The 20,075-nt window shown below is 76.5% G+C and carries 18 protein-coding genes; 9 read left to right on the top strand and 9 right to left on the bottom strand.

Going from position 1 to position 20,075, the window contains the following annotated elements:
- Nucleotides 1–64 precede the first annotated feature (64 nt).
- Nucleotides 65–790: a pyridoxamine 5'-phosphate oxidase family protein gene (locus ACUN9U_RS17380; RefSeq protein WP_445486251.1), complete on the top strand. Its 726-nt coding sequence runs from the start codon at nucleotides 65–67 to the stop codon at nucleotides 788–790.
- 107 nt (nucleotides 791–897) lie between these two features.
- On the opposite strand, the gene ACUN9U_RS17375 is transcribed toward ACUN9U_RS17380, so the two are convergent.
- The 4 genes from ACUN9U_RS17375 to ACUN9U_RS17360 form a co-directional block, all read right to left on the bottom strand.
- Nucleotides 898–1,716: a carbon-nitrogen hydrolase family protein gene (locus ACUN9U_RS17375; RefSeq protein ID WP_445486250.1), complete on the bottom strand. Its 819-nt coding sequence runs from the start codon at nucleotides 1,714–1,716 to the stop codon at nucleotides 898–900.
- Between the two features lie 126 nt (nucleotides 1,717–1,842).
- Entirely contained in the window at nucleotides 1,843–4,302 is a 2,460-nt protein-coding gene (gene pcrA / locus ACUN9U_RS17370; protein ID WP_445486249.1) for a DNA helicase PcrA, read from the bottom strand.
- Between the two features lie 65 nt (nucleotides 4,303–4,367).
- Nucleotides 4,368–6,182 (bottom strand): bifunctional metallophosphatase/5'-nucleotidase, encoded by a 1,815-nt coding sequence (locus tag ACUN9U_RS17365; protein WP_445486248.1) that lies wholly within the window; start codon nucleotides 6,180–6,182, stop codon nucleotides 4,368–4,370.
- Nucleotides 6,183–6,398: 216 nt separating this feature from the next.
- Nucleotides 6,399–7,463 carry a glycerophosphodiester phosphodiesterase family protein gene (locus ACUN9U_RS17360; protein WP_445486247.1) on the bottom strand — a complete coding sequence of 355 codons (1,065 nt, stop codon included), beginning with the start codon at nucleotides 7,461–7,463 and terminating at the stop codon, nucleotides 6,399–6,401.
- Between the two features lie 206 nt (nucleotides 7,464–7,669).
- On the opposite strand from ACUN9U_RS17360, the gene ACUN9U_RS17355 reads away from it, so the two are divergent.
- The 5 genes from ACUN9U_RS17355 to ACUN9U_RS17335 all read left to right on the top strand — a co-directional run bounded on the left by ACUN9U_RS17355 (nucleotide 7,670) and on the right by ACUN9U_RS17335 (nucleotide 12,156).
- On the top strand, nucleotides 7,670–8,227 hold the full coding sequence (locus ACUN9U_RS17355) for an NUDIX domain-containing protein (RefSeq protein WP_445486246.1): 558 nt from the start codon (nucleotides 7,670–7,672) through the stop codon (nucleotides 8,225–8,227).
- A 95-nt stretch (nucleotides 8,228–8,322) separates the two neighbouring features.
- On the top strand, nucleotides 8,323–9,216 hold the full coding sequence (locus ACUN9U_RS17350; protein ID WP_445486270.1) for a sugar phosphate nucleotidyltransferase: 894 nt from the start codon (nucleotides 8,323–8,325) through the stop codon (nucleotides 9,214–9,216).
- On the top strand, nucleotides 9,213–10,187 hold the full coding sequence (locus ACUN9U_RS17345) for an aldose 1-epimerase family protein (RefSeq protein WP_445486245.1): 975 nt from the start codon (nucleotides 9,213–9,215) through the stop codon (nucleotides 10,185–10,187). Before ACUN9U_RS17350 ends, ACUN9U_RS17345 begins: the two co-directional genes overlap by 4 nt.
- 17 nt (nucleotides 10,188–10,204) lie before the next feature.
- Entirely contained in the window at nucleotides 10,205–10,684 is a 480-nt protein-coding gene (locus ACUN9U_RS17340) for a gluconokinase (RefSeq protein ID WP_445486269.1), read from the top strand.
- Nucleotides 10,681–12,156, top strand: coding sequence for an AI-2E family transporter (locus tag ACUN9U_RS17335; protein WP_445486244.1), 1,476 nt, complete (start codon nucleotides 10,681–10,683; stop codon nucleotides 12,154–12,156). The genes ACUN9U_RS17340 and ACUN9U_RS17335 overlap by 4 nt, the downstream gene beginning before the upstream one ends.
- Nucleotides 12,157–12,398: 242 nt before the next feature.
- Here the strand turns inward: ACUN9U_RS17335 and ACUN9U_RS17330 are convergent, their stop codons facing one another.
- The 5 genes from ACUN9U_RS17330 to ACUN9U_RS17310 form a co-directional block, all read right to left on the bottom strand.
- Nucleotides 12,399–12,869 carry a YdeI/OmpD-associated family protein gene (locus tag ACUN9U_RS17330; RefSeq protein ID WP_445486243.1) on the bottom strand — a complete coding sequence of 157 codons (471 nt, stop codon included), beginning with the start codon at nucleotides 12,867–12,869 and terminating at the stop codon, nucleotides 12,399–12,401.
- 71 nt (nucleotides 12,870–12,940) lie between these two features.
- Entirely contained in the window at nucleotides 12,941–13,297 is a 357-nt protein-coding gene (locus ACUN9U_RS17325) for a hypothetical protein (RefSeq protein WP_445486242.1), read from the bottom strand.
- Between the two features lie 7 nt (nucleotides 13,298–13,304).
- Nucleotides 13,305–14,951, bottom strand: a complete 1,647-nt coding sequence (gene guaA / locus ACUN9U_RS17320; RefSeq protein WP_445486241.1) for a glutamine-hydrolyzing GMP synthase — start codon at nucleotides 14,949–14,951, stop codon at nucleotides 13,305–13,307.
- Nucleotides 14,948–15,355 (bottom strand): DUF3817 domain-containing protein, encoded by a 408-nt coding sequence (locus ACUN9U_RS17315; RefSeq protein WP_445486240.1) that lies wholly within the window; start codon nucleotides 15,353–15,355, stop codon nucleotides 14,948–14,950. The genes guaA and ACUN9U_RS17315 overlap by 4 nt, the downstream gene beginning before the upstream one ends.
- Complete coding sequence (locus tag ACUN9U_RS17310; RefSeq protein ID WP_445486239.1) at nucleotides 15,352–16,305, bottom strand: SURF1 family protein; 954 nt, start codon at nucleotides 16,303–16,305, stop codon at nucleotides 15,352–15,354. The genes ACUN9U_RS17315 and ACUN9U_RS17310 overlap by 4 nt, the downstream gene beginning before the upstream one ends.
- Before the next feature lie 126 nt (nucleotides 16,306–16,431).
- Between ACUN9U_RS17310 and ACUN9U_RS17305 the strand changes: the two genes are divergently transcribed.
- From ACUN9U_RS17305 to ACUN9U_RS17295, 3 genes are all read left to right on the top strand, one after another.
- A complete protein-coding gene (locus ACUN9U_RS17305) occupies nucleotides 16,432–18,195 on the top strand; it encodes a dihydroxyacetone kinase family protein (RefSeq protein ID WP_445486268.1) in 1,764 nt (587 codons plus the stop codon).
- A gap of 65 nt (nucleotides 18,196–18,260) precedes the next feature.
- A complete protein-coding gene (locus tag ACUN9U_RS17300) occupies nucleotides 18,261–18,782 on the top strand; it encodes a ribose-5-phosphate isomerase (protein ID WP_445486238.1) in 522 nt (173 codons plus the stop codon).
- Nucleotides 18,783–18,897: 115 nt separating this feature from the next.
- A complete protein-coding gene (locus tag ACUN9U_RS17295; RefSeq protein ID WP_445486267.1) occupies nucleotides 18,898–19,965 on the top strand; it encodes a zinc-binding dehydrogenase in 1,068 nt (355 codons plus the stop codon).
- Nucleotides 19,966–20,075: the final 110 nt, after the last annotated feature.

Here is a 20,075-nt window from a genome sequence, read left to right as displayed (position 1 = left end):
GGACTGCTGCGGCAGCCTCGCAGTGGCCTGGTGGGGCGGTCCACTCCCGGTGGAGCCTGCTCGCGTGAGCACCTCCGCCGCCACCGCCGGCCCCGCACCGTCACCGGACCAGCCGCTGCCGGTCACCGACCGGACCCGCTCCACCCGCTTCGGCCACCGCCAGGTCACCGACCGCGCCGCGCTGCACGACGTCCTGGACAGCGCCCTGGTCGCGCACGTCGCCGTCGTGCGCGAGGACCCGGCCCCGGCCGCCGTCGTCCTGCCGGTCGCCGCGGCCCGCGACGGGGAGTCGCTGCTGCTGCACGGCTCCACCGGCGGCGGCCTGCTGCGCGCCGCGGCGTCCGGGCAGGTGGTGACCGCCACGGTGACGGTGCTCGACGGCCTCGTGTACGCCCGCACGGTGTTCGACAGCTCCATGAACTACCGCTGCGCCGTCGTCTACGGCGTGCCCGCCGTGGTGCCCGACGAGGAGAAGGAGGAGGCCCTGCGGGTGCTGTCCGAGCACCTCATGCCGGGGCGGTGGGCCGAGGTGCGCCGCCCCACGCGGCGCGAGCTGGCCGCGACGCTGGTCCTGCGCCTGCCCCTGGAGGAGGCCAGCGTCAAGGTCCGCGCCGAGGGCGCCGGCGAGGACGGGGTGGAGGACGCGTCGGTGTGGGCGGGCGTGCTGCCGCTGCACACCGCTGTCGGCGCTCCCCGCACCGGCGACGACGTGCCGGCCGGTGTGCAGGTCCCCGCGAGCGTGGTCGCCGGGGCGCGGCGCCTGGCCGGCTGGCTGCCGCCCTACCGCTGACCCGCCCCCGGTGGGCGCGGGGTGGCCCTGGTCCCGTGGGAGTGGACCGGGGCCACCCTGCGCCCGTCAGGTGCGGGCGCCGGTCCACCCGGGCCGGGTGCTGCGTGTCAGGTGGTCGCGGGACCGGGGTGCAGGTCGAGGCGCCGGTCGGCGAGGTAGGGGTTCTCGCGCTGGGCGGCCTCGACGACGGCGGTGTCGACGTCGGCCAGCAGCAGGGCGCTGGAGGTGACGTCGCCGGGCGGCGCAGCGGCCAGCACCCGCCCGCTCGGCGCGACGATGCTGGAGAGCCCCACGAAGGCGAGGTCGACCTCGCGCCCGCAGTGGTTGGCGTAGGCCACGTAGACCTGGTTCTCCCAGGCGCGCGCCCGGATCACCACGTCGGCGGTGAAGGAGAACGGCTCCATGAGCGCGGTCGGCACGGCCACGACGTGGGCCCCGGCGGCCGCTGCGGCGCGGACCGCCTCGGGGAACTCCACGTCGTAGCAGATGAGGACGGCGACCCGCACGCCCGCGAGGTCGAAGACCGAGACCGGCCGGTCCCCCGGCACGAAGGCGTCGCGCTCGTCCTGGCCGAACAGGTGCGTCTTGACGTGGCGGCCGAGCACCTCGCCGTCGGCGCCGACGAGGACGGCGGTGTTGACGACTCGCCCGTCGAGGCGTTCGGGCAGGCCGACCAGCAGCGCGATCCGGTGGCGCCGGGCCACCGCGGCGACGGCCGGCACCAGCTCGGACGCGGCGCGGTCGGCCATCGCCGCCGTGCGCTGCGCGCCCAGCTCGTAGCCGGTGAGGAACATCTCCGGCGTCACCAGCAGCCCCGCGCCGGCGTCCGCGGCCTCGCCCGCCTGCGCGTCGAGCTCGGCGAGGTTGGCGGCGACGTCACCCAGGACGCCGGCGGACTGCAGGAGCGCGAGGCGCAGCACGGTCACCGCGCCATCCTGCCCCCGTCGCGGTCCGGCAGCGTCAGGCCGTCCCGCAGCGTCAGGCCGTCGAGGCCGGATCCGGCCTCAGCGACCTGACGCTGAGCGGAGTCCTGACGCTGAGCGGGTTGGGCCTCAGAGCTTCTGGACGGGGGCGTAGCGCAGCAGCAGGCGCTTGGTGCCCTCGCTGCGGAAGTCGACGTGCGCGACGGTCTTGTCGCCGCTGCCCTCGACGGCCACGACGGTGCCCATGCCGAAGGAGTCGTGCGTGACCCGGTCGCCCACGGCCAGCGAGATGACGGGCCGCGTGCCCGCGGTGCGCACCCCCGGCGTGCCCGCCAGCTTGGCCTGCGCCGAGGAGTGGCTGCTGCCGTAGCCGCCGGCGCTGTACGTCGAGCCGCCGCGCCCGCCGCCGGACCCGCCGCCCCAGCCGGAGGAGCCGGAGGCCTCGGCGCGCTCCCAGCGCACCAGCTCGTGCGGGATCTCGTCGAGGAAGCGCGACGGCGGGAAGTACTGCGGCTGCCCCCACGCGCTGCGCGACGCCGCGCGCGAGATCCGCAGGTACCGGCGGGCGCGGGTGATGCCCACGTACGCGAGGCGCCGCTCCTCGGCCAGCTCGTCGTCGTCGGCGAGCGACCGCTGGTGCGGGAACGTGCCGTCCTCGAGGCCGGTGAGGAAGACGACCGGGAACTCCAGGCCCTTGGCGGTGTGGAGGGTCATCAGCGTCACCACATCAGACGCAGCAGAGCCCTCGCCGTCCGCTGCTCCCGCGCCGTCGGCGACCGCCGCACCCGGGATCTGGTCGGCGTCGGCCACCAGCGAGACCGTCTCGAGGAAGTCGGCCAGCGTCCCCTCGGGGTTGGCCGCCTCGTACTCCGCGGCCACGGCCGAGAGCTCGGCGAGGTTCTCCACGCGGGACTCGTCCTGCGGGTCGAGGCTGGCGCGCAGCTCCGCGAGCAGCCCGGACCTGTCCAGCACGGCCTCCAGCACCGTCGACGGGCCGGCCCCGCCCTCCACGACGGTCCGCAGCTCGTCCATGAGGTCGGTGAAGGAGCGGATGCAGGTCAGCGAGCGCGCCGCGATGCCCGGCGCCTCGACCGCGCGCTCCAGCGCCGCGGGGAAGCCGATCCGCTCCCGCTCGGCCAGGGCCGCCACGCACGCCTCGGCGCGCTCGCCGATGCCGCGCTTGGGCACGTTGAGGATGCGGCGCAGGCTGACGACGTCGTCGGGGTTGGCCAGCGCCCGCAGGTAGGCGAGCGCGTCGCGGACCTCGCGGCGCTCGTAGAAGCGCGTGCCGCCGACCACCTTGTAGGGCAGGCCCACGCGCACGAACACCTCCTCCAGCGCCCGCGACTGCGCGTTGGTGCGGTAGAAGACGGCGACGTCGCCGTAGCGGACGCCCTCGTCGTCGACGAGCCTGTCGATCTCGGAGGCGACGAAGGCCGCCTCGTCGTGCTCGGCGTCGGCGACGTACCCGACGATCTGCTCCCCGCTGCCCTCGGCCGTCCACAGGTTCTTGGGGCGCCGGTCGGCGTTCTTGGCGATGACGGCGTTGGCCGCGGACAGGATCGTCTGGGTGGAGCGGTAGTTCTGCTCCAGCAGGACGGTCTTGGCGTCGGGGTAGTCCTCCTCGAACTCGACGATGTTGCGGATCGTCGCGCCGCGGAAGGCGTAGATGGACTGGTCGGCGTCGCCGACGACGGTGAGCTCGGCCTGCGGGACGCCGTCGGGCTGGCCCTCGGGCCCCCACGTGGCGCCCGGGCCGCCGACCAGCTCGCGCACCAGCACGTACTGGGCGTGGTTGGTGTCCTGGTACTCGTCGACCAGGACGTGGCGGAAGCGGCGGCGGTAGTGCTCGGCGACGGCGGGCACGCCCTGCAGGACCCGGACCGTGGTCATGATGAGGTCGTCGAAGTCGAGGGCGTTGGCCTGGCGCAGCCGCTGCTGGTAGAGCCCGTAGACCTCGGCCAGGACGCGCTCGGCGTGCGTGCCGTCCGCCGCCTTCGCGGCGTGGGCCTCGGGGGTGACCAGCTCGTTCTTGAGGTTGCTGATCTGCGTGGCCAGCAAGCGCGGGGCGTAGCGCTTGGGGTCGAGGTCGAGCTCGCGCACGACGAGCGCCAGCAGGCGCCGCGAGTCGTCGGCGTCGTAGATGGAGAAGGACGAGCGCAGCCCGGCGCTCTCCGCCTCGCGGCGCAGGATCCGCACGCACGCGGAGTGGAAGGTGGAGACCCACATCGAGCGGACGGCGGGGCCGACCAGGCCCTCGAGGCGCTCCTTCATCTCCCCGGCGGCCTTGTTGGTGAAGGTGATGGCCAGCACCTGTCCGGGCCGGGCGCCGCGGGCGGCCACGAGGTGGGCGATGCGGTGGGTGAGCACGCGCGTCTTGCCCGAGCCGGCGCCCGCCACGAGCAGCAGCGGCGACCCCTGGTGCAGCACGCCCTCGCGCTGGGCGGGGTTGAGGCCCTCCAGCAGCGCCGCGGGGTCGATGCGGACCACCGGCCGGTCGGCGAGCACGCCCGGGCGCCCGTCGTCCGACGGGGACCCGGAGGGGGTCTGCGGGACCGGGAGGGGAAGGTCGTCGAAGAGCGTGCTCATCGTCCGACGAGCCTACGTCCGCCCGCCGACACCCGGCTCCCCCCGACCGCGCCCCGGGTGACCCGTCAGAGCTGCGTGATGCGCCCGGTGCCCGCCTCCGGGTACTGCGCGGCGGTCACCACGCCGCCGAGGTCGTCGGCGAGGTAGCTCTGCAGCGCCTGCTGCTGCGTGGTGGGCAGCACCTGGAAGGCCGCGCCGTCGAGGGCGTCGTAGCCGTCGCTGCCGCGCAGGAGGAAGTCGATGGAGGCCACCGAGATGGTTCCGTCGAGCACCCGCTGGCCGCCGACCACCACGGGCGTCCCGTCGGCGAGGGTCAGCTCCTGGACCCGCGAGCCGGCCGGGGCGTCAGGGTCGGCGGTGTACGAGAAGCCCGCTACCTGCGCGAACGAGCCCTCCCCGGCGCCCGCGCCGTGGTCGACGGCGGCCACGAAGGCCTCCACCGGCAGCTCGGGGGCCACCGCCACGAAGTTGGCGAAGGGCGTCACGGCGTAGGTGTCCAGCGCGGAGACGTCCCCGGCGGGCAGCACGGAGTCGTTGCGGATGCCGCCGCCGTTCTGCAGCGCCACCACCGGCGGAGCCACGCCGGCGGCCTCGGCGCCGGCCCGCCCCGCGGCCAGGAGGGAGTCGGCAACGAGCGAGCCCAGGCCGGTCTCCCGCGAGCGCACCGCGTCGCGGCGACCGTCGAGCGGCACCTCGGCGCGGGCCACCACCTCCGAGGCGAGCCCGTCGACGTAGGCGGCCACCGGCTCCTCGACCTCGGCGACGACGTCGGGGTCCGGCGCCACGGCGTCCGCGCCCGTGGACGTCACGGGCACCGGACGGCTCGCGGCGTCGTCGACGGCCACGAGCCGTCCGTCGGCGTCGAAGTCGACCACGAGCTGGCCGACGTAGCGGTAGAGCCCGCTCGTGGTCACCACCGGCACCCGGGCGCCGTCGGCGGCCCCCACCACCGTGGGGTAGGCCAGCGGCGCGCCCGCGGCGTCAGTGCTGACCTCGTCGCCGGGCAGCAGCGCGTCGCCCGGGGAGGCCATGACCTCGCCCCCACCGGCCGCGACGACGACGTCGACGCCGGTCAGCTGCGGCACGAGCGCCACCTCGTTGTCGACGTCCTGCAGGTGGGAGACCAGCACCACCTTCGTCACGCCGGCGGCCTCCAGCGCGGCGGCCTGGGCGTTGGCGGTGCCCGCGAGGTCGGGGTCGACCTCCACCCGCCCGAGGCTCGTCAGCTCGGGCAGCTCCGGCGTGGTGAGCCCGATGACGCCGAAGCGCTCCCCCGCGGACTCCACGACGGTGGAGGCGACGACGGTGCCGTCGTCGACCCGCGCCTGCAGGCGGGGCTCACCGCTCAGGTCGAGGTTGGCCGCCACGAAGGGGACCTCGTCGCTGACGGCGTCGAGGTAGTCGGCCAGGAAGTCGGGCGTGAGGTCGAAGTCGTGGTTGCCGATCGCCGTGGCGTCGAAGGCGGCGGCGTCGAAGGCGAGCGCGTCGTAGAGCTCGCCGGTGCCGTCCAGCCGGCTGGCGTCGAGCTGGGGGCCGGGCAGGAAGAGGTCACCACCGGCGAGCGCCAGCACGGGCCCGCCGGGCGCTGCCGCCTCGCGCTGGCGCTCGAGGAGCGCCGCGAAGCGGGCGGCGCCCGCCTGCTCCGCGCCGGCGGCGTCGACCTCGGGCAGCAGCGCGGACTCGAGGTCGTTGGCGTGCAGCAGCGTCAGCCGGACCCCGCCGTCGACCGGCACGGGCGCCGGCTGCTGGGGAGCGACCGGCACCACCGGGACGGGTGGTGCTGCGGTGTCGGCCGCCACCGCGACGGCGGGGGTCGCGAGCACGAGAGCTGTGGCGGCGAGGGCGGCGGAGGCTGTGCGGGCGCGTCGCAGTGCGGTCACGAACCGGACACTACGGACGTCCAGGACACCGCGGGTGGACCGGTCCCGACCCGCGGGTGACCGGCTCCTGACCATCCGGCGACCCCCTTCCCGCACTTTCCGCGGCAGGTGCGGGAAGGACGGGGGTCCCTTGCGCACTCTCCGCGGCAAGTGCGCGAAGGACGGCGGCCTTTGCCGCACGTTCCGCGGGAAGTGCGGTAGCGGGGTGGGGCGGGATCAGCCGGCGAGGCGCTCGGGGCGGGCCGCGGGAGAGCTGCCACCGCGGCGGGCACCCGGCACGGCCTTGCCGGCCGCCCACAGCCTGCGCGCCTCGAAGGCGGTGTCGGGGTGGTCGGTGAAGATGCCGTCGACGCCGGCGTCCATGAAGGCCAGGTGCTCCACGAGGGCGCGCCCGGGGGCCGCCTCGGACGGGCCCACCCGCAGCGACGCGGGCAGGAAGGCGTTCTCGTTGCGCAGCGTCCACACGTGCACGGCCAGGCCCGCGCGGTGCGCGTCGGCCACCAGGGGGGTGGCCGGTCCCAGCGTCCCGTCAGCGGCCACCGGCAGCACCATGTCCTTGCAGGGCGCGAGCACCTCGGCGTAGGTGGAGACCTCGCGCAGGCCCCACGGGGTGCACGCGGCGCGGCCGGCGTCGTCGTCCTCGACCAGCTGCACCAGCGGCACCCGCAGGCCCTCGGCCCTCAGCCGGCGCAGGAAGTCCGCCTCGAAGCACTGCACCGCCACCGGCGCGTCCGGCGCGTCCAGCCCGAGGCGGCGCAGCTCGGCGATGACCATGGCCGCGACGTCGAAGCCCTCGGCGGCGTAGCGCGAGGGGTCCTTGACCTCGGCGGTGACCACCACCCGCCGGCCCAGCTCGAGGCGCAGCCGCGCGGCCAGCTCGAGCAGCTCGGCGAAGGTCGGCACCTCGTAGAGGCCGTCGTAGACGGTGGTGGTGGGCCGCAGGTGCGGGCGCGGCTCGACGGCGCGCAGGGAGCGCAGCTCGGCGTAGGACAGGTCCTCGGTGAACCAGCCCGTGACCGCCTCACCGTCGACGACGCGCGTGGTGCGCCGCTGCGCCAGCTCCGGGCGGCTGGCGACGTCGGTGGAGTGGGTCACCTCGCTCTCGTGGCGCAGCACGAGCACCCCGTCGCGCGTGGGCACGAGGTCGGGCTCGATGCGGTCGGCGCCCAGGCGGGCCGCCAGCTCGTAGGAGGCGAGGGTGTTCTCCGGCCGGTACCCGCTGGCTCCGCGGTGCCCGATGACGGACGGGACCCCGGCGACGAGCGGTGCAGCACTGCTCACGGAGGACCACTCTCCTCCCCGGACCTGGATGCCCGCGGGACAACGGATGAACAGGAGGTGCAGAGGTGACGACGTCCTCCCCTCCATCGGCAGCCCGCGGCCCCGGCACGAGGGCGCCGCGCGCCCCGGTGCCCCGCGCGCGCCGGACTCCACCCGGCGGGAGCAGCGCCGGGGGTGCTCCGCACGGCTGCACCTAGGCTCCGGGGATGGGCGAGCAGGGGCACCGGGCCGGTCCGCTGGGCGCGCTGGCGCAGCACGCGCCCCCCGGGCTGCGCCGCGGCGCGCAGACCGCGGTGCTGCGGGCCTTCCGCGCCACCCCCGCCCCGGTCCGCAGGGCGCTGGTGCGCGCCGGCACCCCCAGCTTCACCGTGGGCGCGGTGTGCGCCGTGGAGCACGAGGGCGCGGTGCTCTTCCTGCGCCAGCCCCACCGCGACGGGTGGTCGCTGCCCGGGGGGCTGCTCGACCGCGGCGAGGCGCCGGGCCCCGGCGTGGAGCGCGAGGTGCGCGAGGAGACCGGCCTGCGGGTCCGGGTGGGCGCACCGGTCACGGCGCTGGTGGAGCCGCAGGTGCGCCGGGTCGACGTCGTCTACCGCGTGGTGGTCGACCACCGCCCGCAGGTGGCGCCGGGCGGGGAGGCCCGCGGCTTCGCCTGGCTGGCCCCCCACGAGGCCGCCGAGGACGCCGACGCCGCCACGCGCTCGATCCTCGAGGGGCTGGCTCAGGCGCTCGCGGACGGCGCCCGCGGCGGACGGCTCCTGCCCTGAGCGCCGCGGTGCCGCCTGACGGTCCCGACGGCCCCGACGGCCGTGCTGGGCCGGCGCGGCCCGCGGAGCAGGCCGAGCGGGCTGACCCGGCCGGGGTGGTGCTCGCCGCCGGCGCCGGCACGCGGCTGCGCCCCCTGACCGACCAGCTGCCCAAGGCGCTGGTCCCGGTGGGCGGGGTGCCGCTGCTCGAGGGCGCCCTGGCGCGCGTGGCGGCGGCCCTCGGGCTGGCCGGGCCGACGCCGCAGCGCGTGGCCGTCAACGCCCACGCCCTCGCCGCGCAGGTCGCCGCGGCCGTCGCCGGCAGGGCCCGGGTCAGCCGCGAGGACCTGCTGCCCGCCGACCAGCACGGCGCTCGCGGCGGTGCCCCCGAGGCGCTGGGGACGGCGGGGGCGCTCGGCGCGCTGCGCGGCTGGCTGGCCGGTCGGTCGGTGCTGGTGACCAACGCCGACGCGTGGATGCCCGACGGCCCTGCCGTGCTCGCCGACCTCGTGCGCGGCTGGGACGGACGGCGCTGCCGCCTGCTGTGCGAGCCCGCGGGGCCGGGCGCCCGCGCCGACTTCCGCACCCCCGGCGGCGCCGGCGTCCGCTACCTCGGCTCCTGCGTGCTGCCCGCCCACCTCGTGGGCCGGCTCCGGGCGGTGCCCTCCGGCCTGTACGAGGTGCTGTGGCGCGAGCTGGCCGGGCGCCCGGACGGCGACGGGCTCGACCTGGCGGTGGTCGGCCCGGGCGCCGCCGTGGACTGCGGCACCCCCGCGGACTACCTGCGCGCCAACCTGCTGACCACCGGAGGCGCCAGCGCCGTCAGCCCCGGCGCGGTGGTGCGCGGCACCGTGGAGCGGTGCGTCGTGTGGCCCGGTGCCGTGGTGGAGGCCGGCGAGCACCTCGTGGACGCGGTGCGCGCGGGCACGGCGCAGCGGCCGCTCACGGTCCTCGCCGGCGCGCCCGCCCCGGGCACCGGTCCGGGGCCTGCCTCTAACCTCGCCCCATGACCGTCCCCGCGTCCGGTGAGCAGCACGAGATCAGCGCCGGCGCGCTGCGGGCGGTGGTCACCGAGGTCGGGGGTGGCCTGCGGTCCTTCACCGACGGCGGGCGCGACCTCGTGGTCCCCTTCGGCGAGGGCTCGCCGCGCAAGCACTACCGCGGCGCGGTGCTCGCGCCGTGGCCCAACCGCACCGGCGACGGCCGCTGGAGCTGGCAGGGCACCGGTCAGCAGCTGGCCCTGACCGAGCCCGACCGCGGCTGCGCCCTGCACGGCCTCGTCTGCTGGCAGCCCTGGGACCTGCTCGAGCGGTCCTCGGACTCGGTGGTGCTCGGCACCACGGTCTGGCCGCAGGCCGGCTACCCCGGCCACCTCGACCTGCGCGTCAGCTACCGCCTCGTGGAGGAGGGGCAGGACGCCGGGCTGACGTGGGAGCTGCAGGCCACCGGCGTCGGGGAGGTCCCCGCCCCCTACGGCACCTCCGTGCACCCCTACCTCGTGGCCGGGCCCGGCCGCGTGGACGACTGGAGCCTGGAGCTGTCCGCGGGGGCCACCCTCGTCGTCGACCCCGAGCGCCTGCTGCCCGTCCTGGACGGCGAGGGGCGCGAGCAGCTGCGCCCCGTGGACGGCACCGACCTCGACTTCCGCGGCGGCGCCCCGCTGCGCGGACGCTCCGTCGACGACGCGTACACCCGCCTGTCCGGCCCCGGCGCCGGCACGGCCCGCGTGCTGGCCGCCGACGGCTCCGGCGTCGTCATGCACTGGGACGCCCAGGACCTGCCGTGGGTCCAGGTCCACACAGCCGACCGCCCCGAGCCGGAGGACGACCGCGTCGGCCTGGCGGTCGAGCCCATGACCTGCCCGCCCGACGCCCTGCGCACCGGCACCGACCTGCGCGTGCTCGAGCGGGGGCAGAGCACCTCCTCGTGGTGGCGCATCGCCCCGCTGCGCGGCGCCGGCCGGGAGGCGGACGGCGCGTGAGCCAGCTCCTCGTGGTCATGGGCGTCTCCGGCAGCGGCAAGACCACCGTCGCCCAGCTGCTCGCGCAGCACCTCGGCTGGACGTTCGCCGAGGCGGACGAGTTCCACCCGCGGGCCAACATCGAGAAGATGGAGAGCGGCCACCCCCTGACCGACGACGACCGCTGGCCGTGGCTGCGCGCCATCCGCGACTGGGCCACCGAGCGCTCCCGGTCCGGCGAGGACGCCGTGGTCACGTGCTCGGCGCTGCGGCGCGCCTACCGGGACGTGCTGCGCGGCTCGGGCGCCCGGGTGCGCTTCGTGCACCTCGACGGCCCGCGCGAGCTGCTCGCCCAGCGCATCGGCGGACGCACCGGCCACTTCATGCCCAGCTCCCTGCTCGACTCCCAGCTGGCGACCCTGGAGCCCCTCGGCAGCGACGAGGACGGCGTCGTGGTCAGCGTCGACCAGCCCCCGCAGGAGTGCGCCCGCGCCGCCGCCCGGGCCCTGGGGCTGTGAGCGCGGCGCCGGACCTCCCCGCCGCCCCGCCGCCGGACCCGGCGGCGGGCTCGCGCAGCCTGCGGCTGCTCCTGGCCGCCGCCGCCGTCGTCGTCGTCGTGGCCGGCCTCAAGGCCTTCTCCGGCAGCATCGGCCCCGCCTTCCTGGCGCTCATCCTCGTGATCGTGGTGCACCCCCTGGGTGCGCGGATCCAGCGCCTGGGCACCTCCCCGTGGGTGCCGCAGTGGGCGGCCACGTGGACCGGGGTCGCGGTCAACCTCGTGGTGGTCTACCTCATCGTCGCGGCGCTGGCGGCCTCGCTGGCGTGGGCGGCGGTGGAGCTGGCCACCACGCTGCCGCAGTACGCGCCCCAGCTCATCGAGCTGCGCGACCAGCTGCTCGACCTGCTCACCCGGATCGGCTTCAACCAGGCCGAGCTCATCCGGATGATCAACAGCGCGAACCCCTACGAGCTGCTGGGGTACGCCCAGACGCTGGTGTCGGGGCTGGCCTCGGGGCTGACCGACTTCGCCTTCGTGCTGCTGCTGCTGTTCTTCCTGGCGCTGGACGCCGCGCCCTTCCCCCGGCTGCTCGACCAGGCCTCGGCGATGCACCGCGACGCGGTCGAGGCGATGCGCACCTTCGCCTCCGGCACCCGCCGCTACCTGGTGGTCTCCACCGTCTTCGGCGCCATCGTGGCGGTGCTCGACGTCGTGGCCCTGGTGTGGCTGGGGGTGCCGCTGGCGCTGCTGTGGGGCCTGGTCTCCTTCGTCACCAACTACATCGCCAACATCGGCTTCCTGCTGGGGCTGGCGCCACCGGCGCTGCTCGCGCTGCTGGCCAACGGGCCGGAGGACGCGCTGCTCGTGGTGGTGGTCTACACCGTCATCAACGTGGTGATCCAGGGGCTCATCCAGCCGAAGATCGTGGGCGGGGCCGTGGGCCTGTCGGCCACCCTGACGTTCCTGTCGGTGGTGTTCTGGGGCTTCGTGCTCGGGGGGCTCGGCGCCCTGCTCGCGGTCCCGCTGAGCCTGCTGGCGCGCGCGGTGCTCGTCGACGCCGACCCGCGCGCCCGCTGGATGCTCCCGCTGGTGGCGGGCAGCCCTCGCGGGGTCCCGGTGCGGCGCCCGACGCTGCCGCACGTGCACCTGCCGCACGTCCCCCTGCCGCACCTGCCGCACCTGCCGCACCGCCAGCCCGCTGTCGCGCCGCCGGCCGTCCCCGCCGGATCCGCGTCGACGACGACGGGCGCCCCGGCGCCCGCCCCGGGTGCACCGGCGCTGCCCGTAGAGCCCGTCGAGCCCGTCGAGCCCGTCGAGCAGCCCGAGCCGACGTGGGCCGCCGCCGAGTGGACCGGGCTCCCCGCCGCGCAGGGCGGGCCGAACCAGCAGGGCGGGCCGGCCGAGCGGGACGAGCCGGCCGGGGACCGGCCCGGCCGCCGCAGCGCCCTCTCCCGGCGCCTGCGCTCCGCCACCGACCGCTTCCTCCACTGACCGCGCCCGCTCCCCCGCTGACCGCCCCCGCTCGCAGCCTCGCCGCCGCCCCCCGTCACCACGCACGCCCCTTCCCGCCACGATCACGGACCTGCGCGCCACTCCCCGGCCCATCCGGCTGCCGAGCGACCCTCGCGCCTCCGTGCCCCGGGGCAGACCCCAGGGACGTGGCGCGCAGCCGCATGATCGTGGCGGGGGTGGGGCGTGCGCAGCTCCCTCGAACGTCGCGGAGGGGAGGGGGGTCAGCGGCGCGGTCTCCCGGCGGCCAGCGCCTGGGCGGCCTGCGTGACCCGGGAGGCGCGGGTCTCGGCCTTCTTGGCCTCCTCCACCCAGCGGACCCACTCCTTGCGGTGGCTGGGCGCCAGGCCGTCGAAGAACGCCGTCGCACCGGCGGCCTCGACCGCCGCGGCCAGGTCCTCGGGGACGGCCAGCGGCGCCGGGGCGGACGCCACCTCGACGTCGACGTCCACCTCGTCCCCCGCGGCGAGCCCCGAGGCGGCGCGGTGCTCCGAGGACAGCGGCACCATGACGGCGCCGCCCATCGAGCCCGGGGTGGTCGTCCACGCGTACGGCGCGGAGGAGCCGTCGGCCCGGGCGACGGTGACGCGCAGCAGCGGCCGCCTGCCGGCCGCCAGCGCGTCGAGCACGTCGGCGGGGACCTCGAGCCCGGTGGCGTTCCCGCGCGGGTTGAGCACGGTCGTGCGGTACCTCACACGCCGGATGCTGCCCGTGCGCCGCGGCCGCCGTCCAGACCCGTGGTCCGGACGGCGCTGCGGCGGCCTGCTCAGTCCCCCTCGGGCAGCCCCCGGCTGCGGCCCCAGGCCTCGGCGGCCTCGCTGGCCGCTGCGACGCCGGCGGCCACGAGCAGCACCGACGGCCAGGCGCCGATGCGCTTGGCCAGCGGGTGCGACCCACCCATCGCCGCCGTGTAGAGGGCGCCGAGCACGGCGGCGCCCAGCGGGCCGGTGCTCCTGGCCCACTGCCTGCCGCACCAGGTGCCGGCCAGGCCGAACAGGGTGCCGCCGACCTCGCGCTTCGTGGCGCGCGCCACGGCGAAGCCGCCCACCAGACCTGCGGCCGCCACCACGGACGGGCGCAGCAGCGGGCTCGCGGACCCGCCCGCGGACGTCTTCCGGCTCATCAGCGCCTCACTCCCACTCGATGGTGCCCGGCGGCTTGCTCGTGACGTCGAGCACCACGCGGTTGACCTCGTCGACCTCGTTGGTGATGCGGGTGGAGATCCGCGCCAGCACGTCGTACGGCATCCGGGTCCAGTCCGCGGTCATGGCGTCCTCGCTGCTCACGGGGCGCAGCACCACCGGGTGGCCGTAGGTGCGCCCGTCGCCCTGGACGCCGACGGAGCGGACGTCAGCGAGGAGCACCACGGGGCACTGCCAGATGGTGGAGTCCAGGCCGGCGCGGGTGAGCTCCTCGCGGGCGATCGCGTCGGCGGCGCGCAGCACCTCCAGGCGCTCGCGCGTCACCTCCCCGATGATGCGGATCCCCAGGCCGGGGCCGGGGAAGGGCTGGCGCCCCACGATCTCGGCGGGCAGGCCGAGCTCGGCACCGACAGCGCGCACCTCGTCCTTGAACAGGGCGCGCAGCGGCTCGACCAGCTCGAACTGCAGGTCGTCGGGCAGGCCGCCCACGTTGTGGTGGCTCTTGATGTTCGCCGCGCCCTCGCCGCCGCCGGACTCCACCACGTCGGGGTAGAGGGTGCCCTGCACGAGGAAGCGCACCTCGCCGTCCTCACCGCCCGAGGACGAGGCCGCCGCCTCGGCGACCACCTCGCGCGCGGCGGCCTCGAAGGCGCGGATGAACTCCCGGCCGATGGCCTTGCGCTTGGCCTCGGGGTCGGTGACGCCGGCGAGCGCCGCGAGGAAGGCCTCCGAGGCGTCCCAGACCTTGAGGTTGACGCCGGTGGCGGCCACGTAGTCGCGCTCGACCTGCTCGGCCTCCCCGGCCCGCAGCAGGCCGTGGTCGACGAAGACGCAGGTCAGCTGGTCGCCCACGGCCTTCTGGACGAGGGCCGCGGCGACGGCGGAGTCGACCCCGCCGGAGAGGCCGCAGATGACCCGGGCGCTGCCGACCTGGGCCCTGATGAGCTCGACCTGCTCGTCGATGATGCTGCCGGGGGTCCAGTCGGCCGGCACGCCCGCGCCGCGGCGCAGGAAGTTCTCCAGCACCTGCTGGCCGAAGCTGGAGTGCGCGACCTCGGGGTGCCACTGCACGCCGTACAGGCGCCGCTCGTCGTCCTCGAAGGCGGCGACCTCGGCGCCGGCGCTGCGCGCCACCACCGAGAAGCCCTCGGGCGCCGCGGTGACGGCGTCGCCGTGGCTCATCCAGACGCTCTGCTCCTCGGGCTGGCCGTCCAGCAGCGTCGAGGCGCCGGTGGAGGCCCGCAGCCGGGTGCCGCCGTACTCGCGCATCCCCGTCCTGGCGACCGTGCCGCCCAGGGCGGAGGCCATCGCCTGGAAGCCGTAGCAGATGCCGAGCACGGGCACGCCGGCCTCGAACAGCGCCGGGTCCACCTGGGGCGCTCCGTCGGCGTAGACCGAGGACGGGCCGCCCGAGAGGATCACCGCCGCCGGCTCCTTGGCCAGGATGTCCGCCACGGAGGCGGTGCTGGGCACGACCTCGGAGTAGGCGTCGGCCTCGCGCACGCGGCGGGCGATGAGCTGGGCGTACTGCGCGCCGTAGTCGACGACGAGCACCGGGCGGTGCTTGGCCTCGGCGGCGACCTCGGCGGGGGGCGTGGGGGGCGCGGCCGGCGGGGCGGCGGTCTGGTCGGTCACGCTGCGGCTCCGGGGGTGGACGGCACGGACGGGCCCGAGCGGCCGGCGCGCACGTCGGCGACCACCCGGCGCTCGGCCCAGAAGGACAGCAGCGGCACGACGCCGCACAGGACGAGCACCAGCAGGCGGCCCAGCGGCCAGCGCAGCTTGCTCCACAGGTCGGCCACGGTGATGAGGTAGACGAAGTACACCCAGCCGTGGACGTAGGCGATGAAGTCCAGCGGCGTCCTGCGCTCGTCGAGGAAGCCGTGTCCCAGGTAGACGTACTTGTAGAGCAGCTCGACGCAGAGCAGCAGCAGCATCACGCCGGTGGCCAGGGCCATCACGCGGTAGCGGGTGAGGGACGCCCCCGGGTCGCGGTGGACGCGCGGCGCCGGCCGGGCGGAGGATCCGGTGCGGCTCACCGCTGCACCTCGGGGGACTGCACCTCGGGGGTCTGCACCTCGGGGGTCCCCGCCCGGGAGGGCTGGGGCCGGCGGGGCTGTCGGGCGTCGGGCACGGTGACATCCTCCCAGGCCCTCAGGCCGCCGGCGGCGGGCCGGGGCGCCGGCCCCGCGGCCCCGCCGTCCGGACCCCCGCCGTCGCCGCCGCCGTCGCCGTCGCGACCGCCGTCGCCGCCGGCCGCCTCGAGGGCGGCCAGGCGGCGGTCCTCCAGCTCGTCGCCGTGGCGGTCCCTGACGATCTTCACCCACATCACCAGGGCGAACACCGCGAACAGCCACCACTGGAAGGCGTAGGAGAGGTTCTGCGGGTCCAGGCGCGGCACGGGGGCCTGGCTGGGGACGGCGGTGAGCGCGCCGCCGGGGGCGCTGGCGGCCACGGCGCCGGGGTCGGCGAGCAGGTAGCCCGTGTACAGGCTGCCCGGCCACACGTTGACCAGGTCCCCCGAGCTCACCGCGCGCAGCTGGCCGCCGGGGCCGAGCCCCGCGGGCTGCTCGGACAGCATGAGCCGCCCGGTCAGCTCGGCGGGGCCGGTGGGCGCCGGTGGCGCCGGTGCGCCCGCGGGCAGCCAGCCGAGGACCACGGGCAGCAGGCCGCCGGTGGCGGACTCCTGCAGCGCCGCGACCACCCACGAGCCGTCGCGCCCGCCCAGCTCGCGGTCGGGCGCCTGCTCCACCGGCAGGTCGGCCCAGGTGCCGCTCACCGACACGCGCTGGTGGTCGGCGTGGCCGGTGAAGTCGGCGGCGGGCTGCAGCACCTCGCCGACGGGCACCACGACCTCGGTGGGCGAGATGCGGGCGTGCTCCTGGGAGCGCCCCAGCTGCCACTCCCCCAGCAGCGAGAACACCACGGCGGCGGCCACCATGAGCACGAGCAGGCCCAGGTTGGCGGGTCGCAGGGCCGTGCGCAGCACCCCTGAAGGCTACGGCCGCGGGCGGTCCCCCCGGTCGTGCCGGACCGCGGGGAGTGGCACGGTGCACAGCAGCACCCCCCGCCGGCCCTGGTCGGCCGGAGCAGCCCCGGACGCGTGGAGACGACGATGACCCGCCTGTTCAACGACCCGTCAGCCTTCGCCGAGGACGCCAAGGCCGGCTTCTGCGACGCCTTCTCCTCCTACGTCGTCGACGTGCCCGGCGGCGTGGTGCGCCGGCGCCGCACCCGCCAGGGCAAGGTCGCCGTCGTCGTCGGCGGCGGCTCGGGGCACTACCCCGCCTTCGCCGGCATCGTCGGCCCGGGCTACGCCGACGGCGCCGTCATGGGCAACGTCTTCACCTCCCCCTCGGCCGCCGAGGCCGCCGCGGTGGGCCGCGCCGCCTCCGGCGGCGGCGGGGTGCTGCTGACCACCGGCAACTACGCCGGGGACGTGCTCAACTTCGGCCTCGCCGTGGAGCGCCTGGAGGCCGAGGGCATCCCCGCCCGCTACGTGGCCGTCACCGACGACGTCGCCTCGGCCGGCAAGGGCGCGGACGGCAGGCGCCGCGGCATCGCCGGCGACGTGCCCGTCTTCAAGTGCGCCAGCGCCGCCGCCGAGGAGGGCATGTCCCTCGACGACGTGGTGCGCGTGGCGGAGAAGACCAACGAGCGCACCCGCACGCTGGGCGTGGCGTTCAGCGGCTGCACCCTGCCCGGCGCCGACGGTCCGCTCTTCACCGTGCCCGAGGGCCGCATGAGCGTGGGCCTGGGCATCCACGGCGAGGCCGGCATCGACGAGGTGGACATGCCCACCGCCGCCGAGCTGGCGCGCACCCTGGTCGAGGGCGTCCTCGGCGACGCCCCCGACGGCGTGCCCGTGGAGGGCGCCCGCGTCACCGCGCTGCTCAACGGGCTGGGCAACACCAAGTACGAGGAGCTCTTCGTCATCTGGAAGGACGTCGCGGCCCTGCTGCGCGAGCGGGGCCTGCAGGTCGTCGAGCCCGAGGTCGGCGAGCTGGTGACCAGCCTGGACATGGCCGGGTGCTCCCTGACGCTGACCTGGCTGGACGAGGAGCTGGAGCGCCTGTGGGGCGCGCCCGCCGACACCCCCGCCTACCGCAAGGGCCGCCTCGTCGAGGCGGCCCAGGACGACGGCGCCGGCGCCGGTGCCGGCGGTCTCAGGAGCGACGACGAGGCCGCCGCCGACGCCGAGGCGCCCCCGCTGTCGAGCGGTCCCGCGGACGAGGGCTCCCGCGCCGCCGGCGCCGTGGTGGCGGACGCGCTCACCGCCGTCGCCGACCGGATGGCGCAGGCCGAGGACGAGCTCGGGCGCATCGACGCCGTCGCCGGGGACGGTGACCACGGCCGCGGCATGGTCCGCGGCTCCGCCGCCGCCCGCGACGCCGCCCGCACCGCCGTCGAGCGCGGCGCCGGCGCAGGCACCGTGCTGCAGGCCGCCGGGGACGAGTGGGCGGCCCGCGCCGGCGGCACCTCGGGGGTGCTGTGGGGTGAGCTGCTCGGGGCGCTGGCCAGGCGCGTGGGCGACGGCGCCGCCCCGGACGGGGCCGTGGTGGCCGCCGGGGTGCGCGCCGGCTACGAGCGCCTGGGTGAGCTGGGCGGGGCGAAGCCCGGCGACAAGACCATGCTCGACGCCCTCGGCCCGTTCTGCGACGCCCTCGACGAGGGCGTCGCCGCGGGCCAGCGGCTGCGCGAGGCGTGGGCCGCGGCGGCCGAGCGGGCGGTCGAGGCCGCCGAGGCGACGAAGGACCTCACGCCGAAGGTGGGACGGGCCAGGCCGCTGGCCGAGCGCAGCAAGGGCACCCCCGACGCGGGCGCCACCAGCCTGGGGATGGTGGCGCAGGTGGTGGCCGGCGTGCTGGCGGGGCGCTGAGCGGCCCCGCCGCGGGTACAGGGACTCACAGCACTCACAGGACTCACAGGGACGAGGAGCAGGACGTGGCTGACCAGCTGAGGGTCGTCGTCGGCAGCGACGACGCCGGGTACGACTACAAGGAGGTCCTCAAGAAGGACCTGCAGGGCGACGACCGCGTCTCGGAGGTGACGGACGTGGGCGTGGACGCCGAGGGCGACACCGCCTACCCCCACATCGCCGTCGCCGCGGCCCGCCTCATCAGGGACGGCAAGGCCGACCGCGCCCTGCTGGTGTGCGGCACCGGCCTGGGGGTGGCGATCAGCGCCAACAAGGTGCCCGGCATCCGCGCGGTCACGGCGCACGACAGCTTCTCCGTGGAGCGGGCGGTGCTCAGCAACGACGCCCAGGTGCTGTGCTTCGGCCAGCGGGTCGTCGGCATCGAGCTGGCCCGCCGCCTGGCCCGGGAGTGGCTCGGCTACACCTTCGACACCTCCAGCGCGTCCGCGGCCAAGGTCGCCGCGATCACCGAGTACGAGGACGGCGCCGACGGGCAGCGCTCCATCGAGGACGCCGAGCGCGAGGCCGCCGCCTCCGACGTCGCCTGACCCTCCCGGTGGGCGGGGGCCTCCGGCGCGCGACCTAGGGTCGGGCCCGGAGGGCTCCCGGCCGGTCGCCGGCGGGGCCGCAGCCGTCGACGAGGAGGTCGTTGTGGGGCAGACGATGCAGGCCGTGGTGTGCCACGGGCCGGAGGACTACCGCCTCGAGGAGGTCGCCAAGCCGGCCCTGCCCGACGGCGGCGCCCTGGTGCGCGTGGAGGCCGTGGGCATCTGCGCCTCCGACCTGAAGTGCTACCACGGCGCGGCGAAGTTCTGGGGTGACGAGCACCGCCCCGCCTGGGCGGAGACCGAGGTGGTCCCCGGGCACGAGTTCGTCGGGGTCGTCGAGGAGGTCGGCTCCGAGGCCGCGCAGCGCTGGGGCGTGGCCGTGGGCGACCGCGTCACCTCCGAGCAGATCGTGCCCTGCTGGCGGTGCCGCTACTGCCTGCGCGGGGCCTACCACACGTGCGCGGTGCACGACCTGTACGGCTTCAAGCGCCGCACCCCGGGGGCCATGGCGGAGTTCATGACCTTCCCGCCGGAGGCCATCGTCCACAGGATCTCCCAGGACCTGCCCCCGGCCCACGCGGCGTTCGTGGAGCCGCTGTCGTGCTCCCTGCACGCCGTCGAGCGCGCCGACATCCAGTTCGAGGACGTCGTCGTGGTCGCCGGCTGCGGGCCGATCGGCCTGGGCATGGTCGCCGGCGCGAAGGCCAAGGGCGCCGCGCACGTCGTGGCCCTCGACGCGGTGGCCTCCAAGCTCGAGCTCGCCCGGCGCTCGGGCGCGGACACCGTCCTCGACATCACGACGGACGACGTCCAGGAGGTGGTGCGGGGCCTGACCGACGGGTTCGGCGCCGACGTCTACCTCGAGGGCACCGGCCACCCGGCGGCCGTCACGCAGGGCCTGAACCTGCTGCGCAAGCTGGGCACCTACGTGGAGTACGGCGTCTTCGGCTCCGAGGCGAGCGCCGACTGGTCGATCATCAGCGACGACAAGGAGCTCGACGTGCGCGGGGCCCACCTGGGCCCGCACACCTGGCCGAAGGCCATCTCGATGCTGGAGTCCGGGGTGCTGCCGATGGACGACATCTGCAGCCACCAGCTGCCGCTGTCGCAGTTCCAGGAGGGCCTGGACCTGGTCGGCTCCGGCGCGAGGTCCGTCAAGGTCTCGCTCCTGCCCGGTTCCTGACCCCAGTCGTGGGGGGGGGGGGGGGGGGGCGCGGGGGCCGCGGGGGGGGGGGGGCGGGCCCCGGCGGGCGGGGGGGGGGGGGGGGGGGGGGGGGGGCCCCCCCCGCGCGG

The organism is Quadrisphaera sp. KR29, from assembly GCF_052644995.1.
The sequence above is the reverse complement of the archived record's forward strand: the minus strand, read 5'-3'. Positions and strand labels throughout refer to the sequence as shown.

What these genes read in the sequence shown, in the direction of transcription:
- ACUN9U_RS17325 (WP_445486242.1), bottom strand. Translation starts at nt 13,297, where the DNA reads ATGAGCCGGAAGACGTCCGCGGGCGGGTCCGCGAGCCCGCTGCTGCGC.
- ACUN9U_RS17355 (WP_445486246.1), top strand. Translation starts at nt 7,670, where the DNA reads ATGGGCGAGCAGGGGCACCGGGCCGGTCCGCTGGGCGCGCTGGCGCAG.
- ACUN9U_RS17340 (WP_445486269.1), top strand. Translation starts at nt 10,205, where the DNA reads ATGGGCGTCTCCGGCAGCGGCAAGACCACCGTCGCCCAGCTGCTCGCG.
- ACUN9U_RS17305 (WP_445486268.1), top strand. Translation starts at nt 16,432, where the DNA reads ATGACCCGCCTGTTCAACGACCCGTCAGCCTTCGCCGAGGACGCCAAG.
- ACUN9U_RS17295 (WP_445486267.1), top strand. Translation starts at nt 18,898, where the DNA reads ATGCAGGCCGTGGTGTGCCACGGGCCGGAGGACTACCGCCTCGAGGAG.
- ACUN9U_RS17345 (WP_445486245.1), top strand. Translation starts at nt 9,213, where the DNA reads ATGACCGTCCCCGCGTCCGGTGAGCAGCACGAGATCAGCGCCGGCGCG.
- pcrA (WP_445486249.1), bottom strand. Translation starts at nt 4,302, where the DNA reads ATGAGCACGCTCTTCGACGACCTTCCCCTCCCGGTCCCGCAGACCCCC.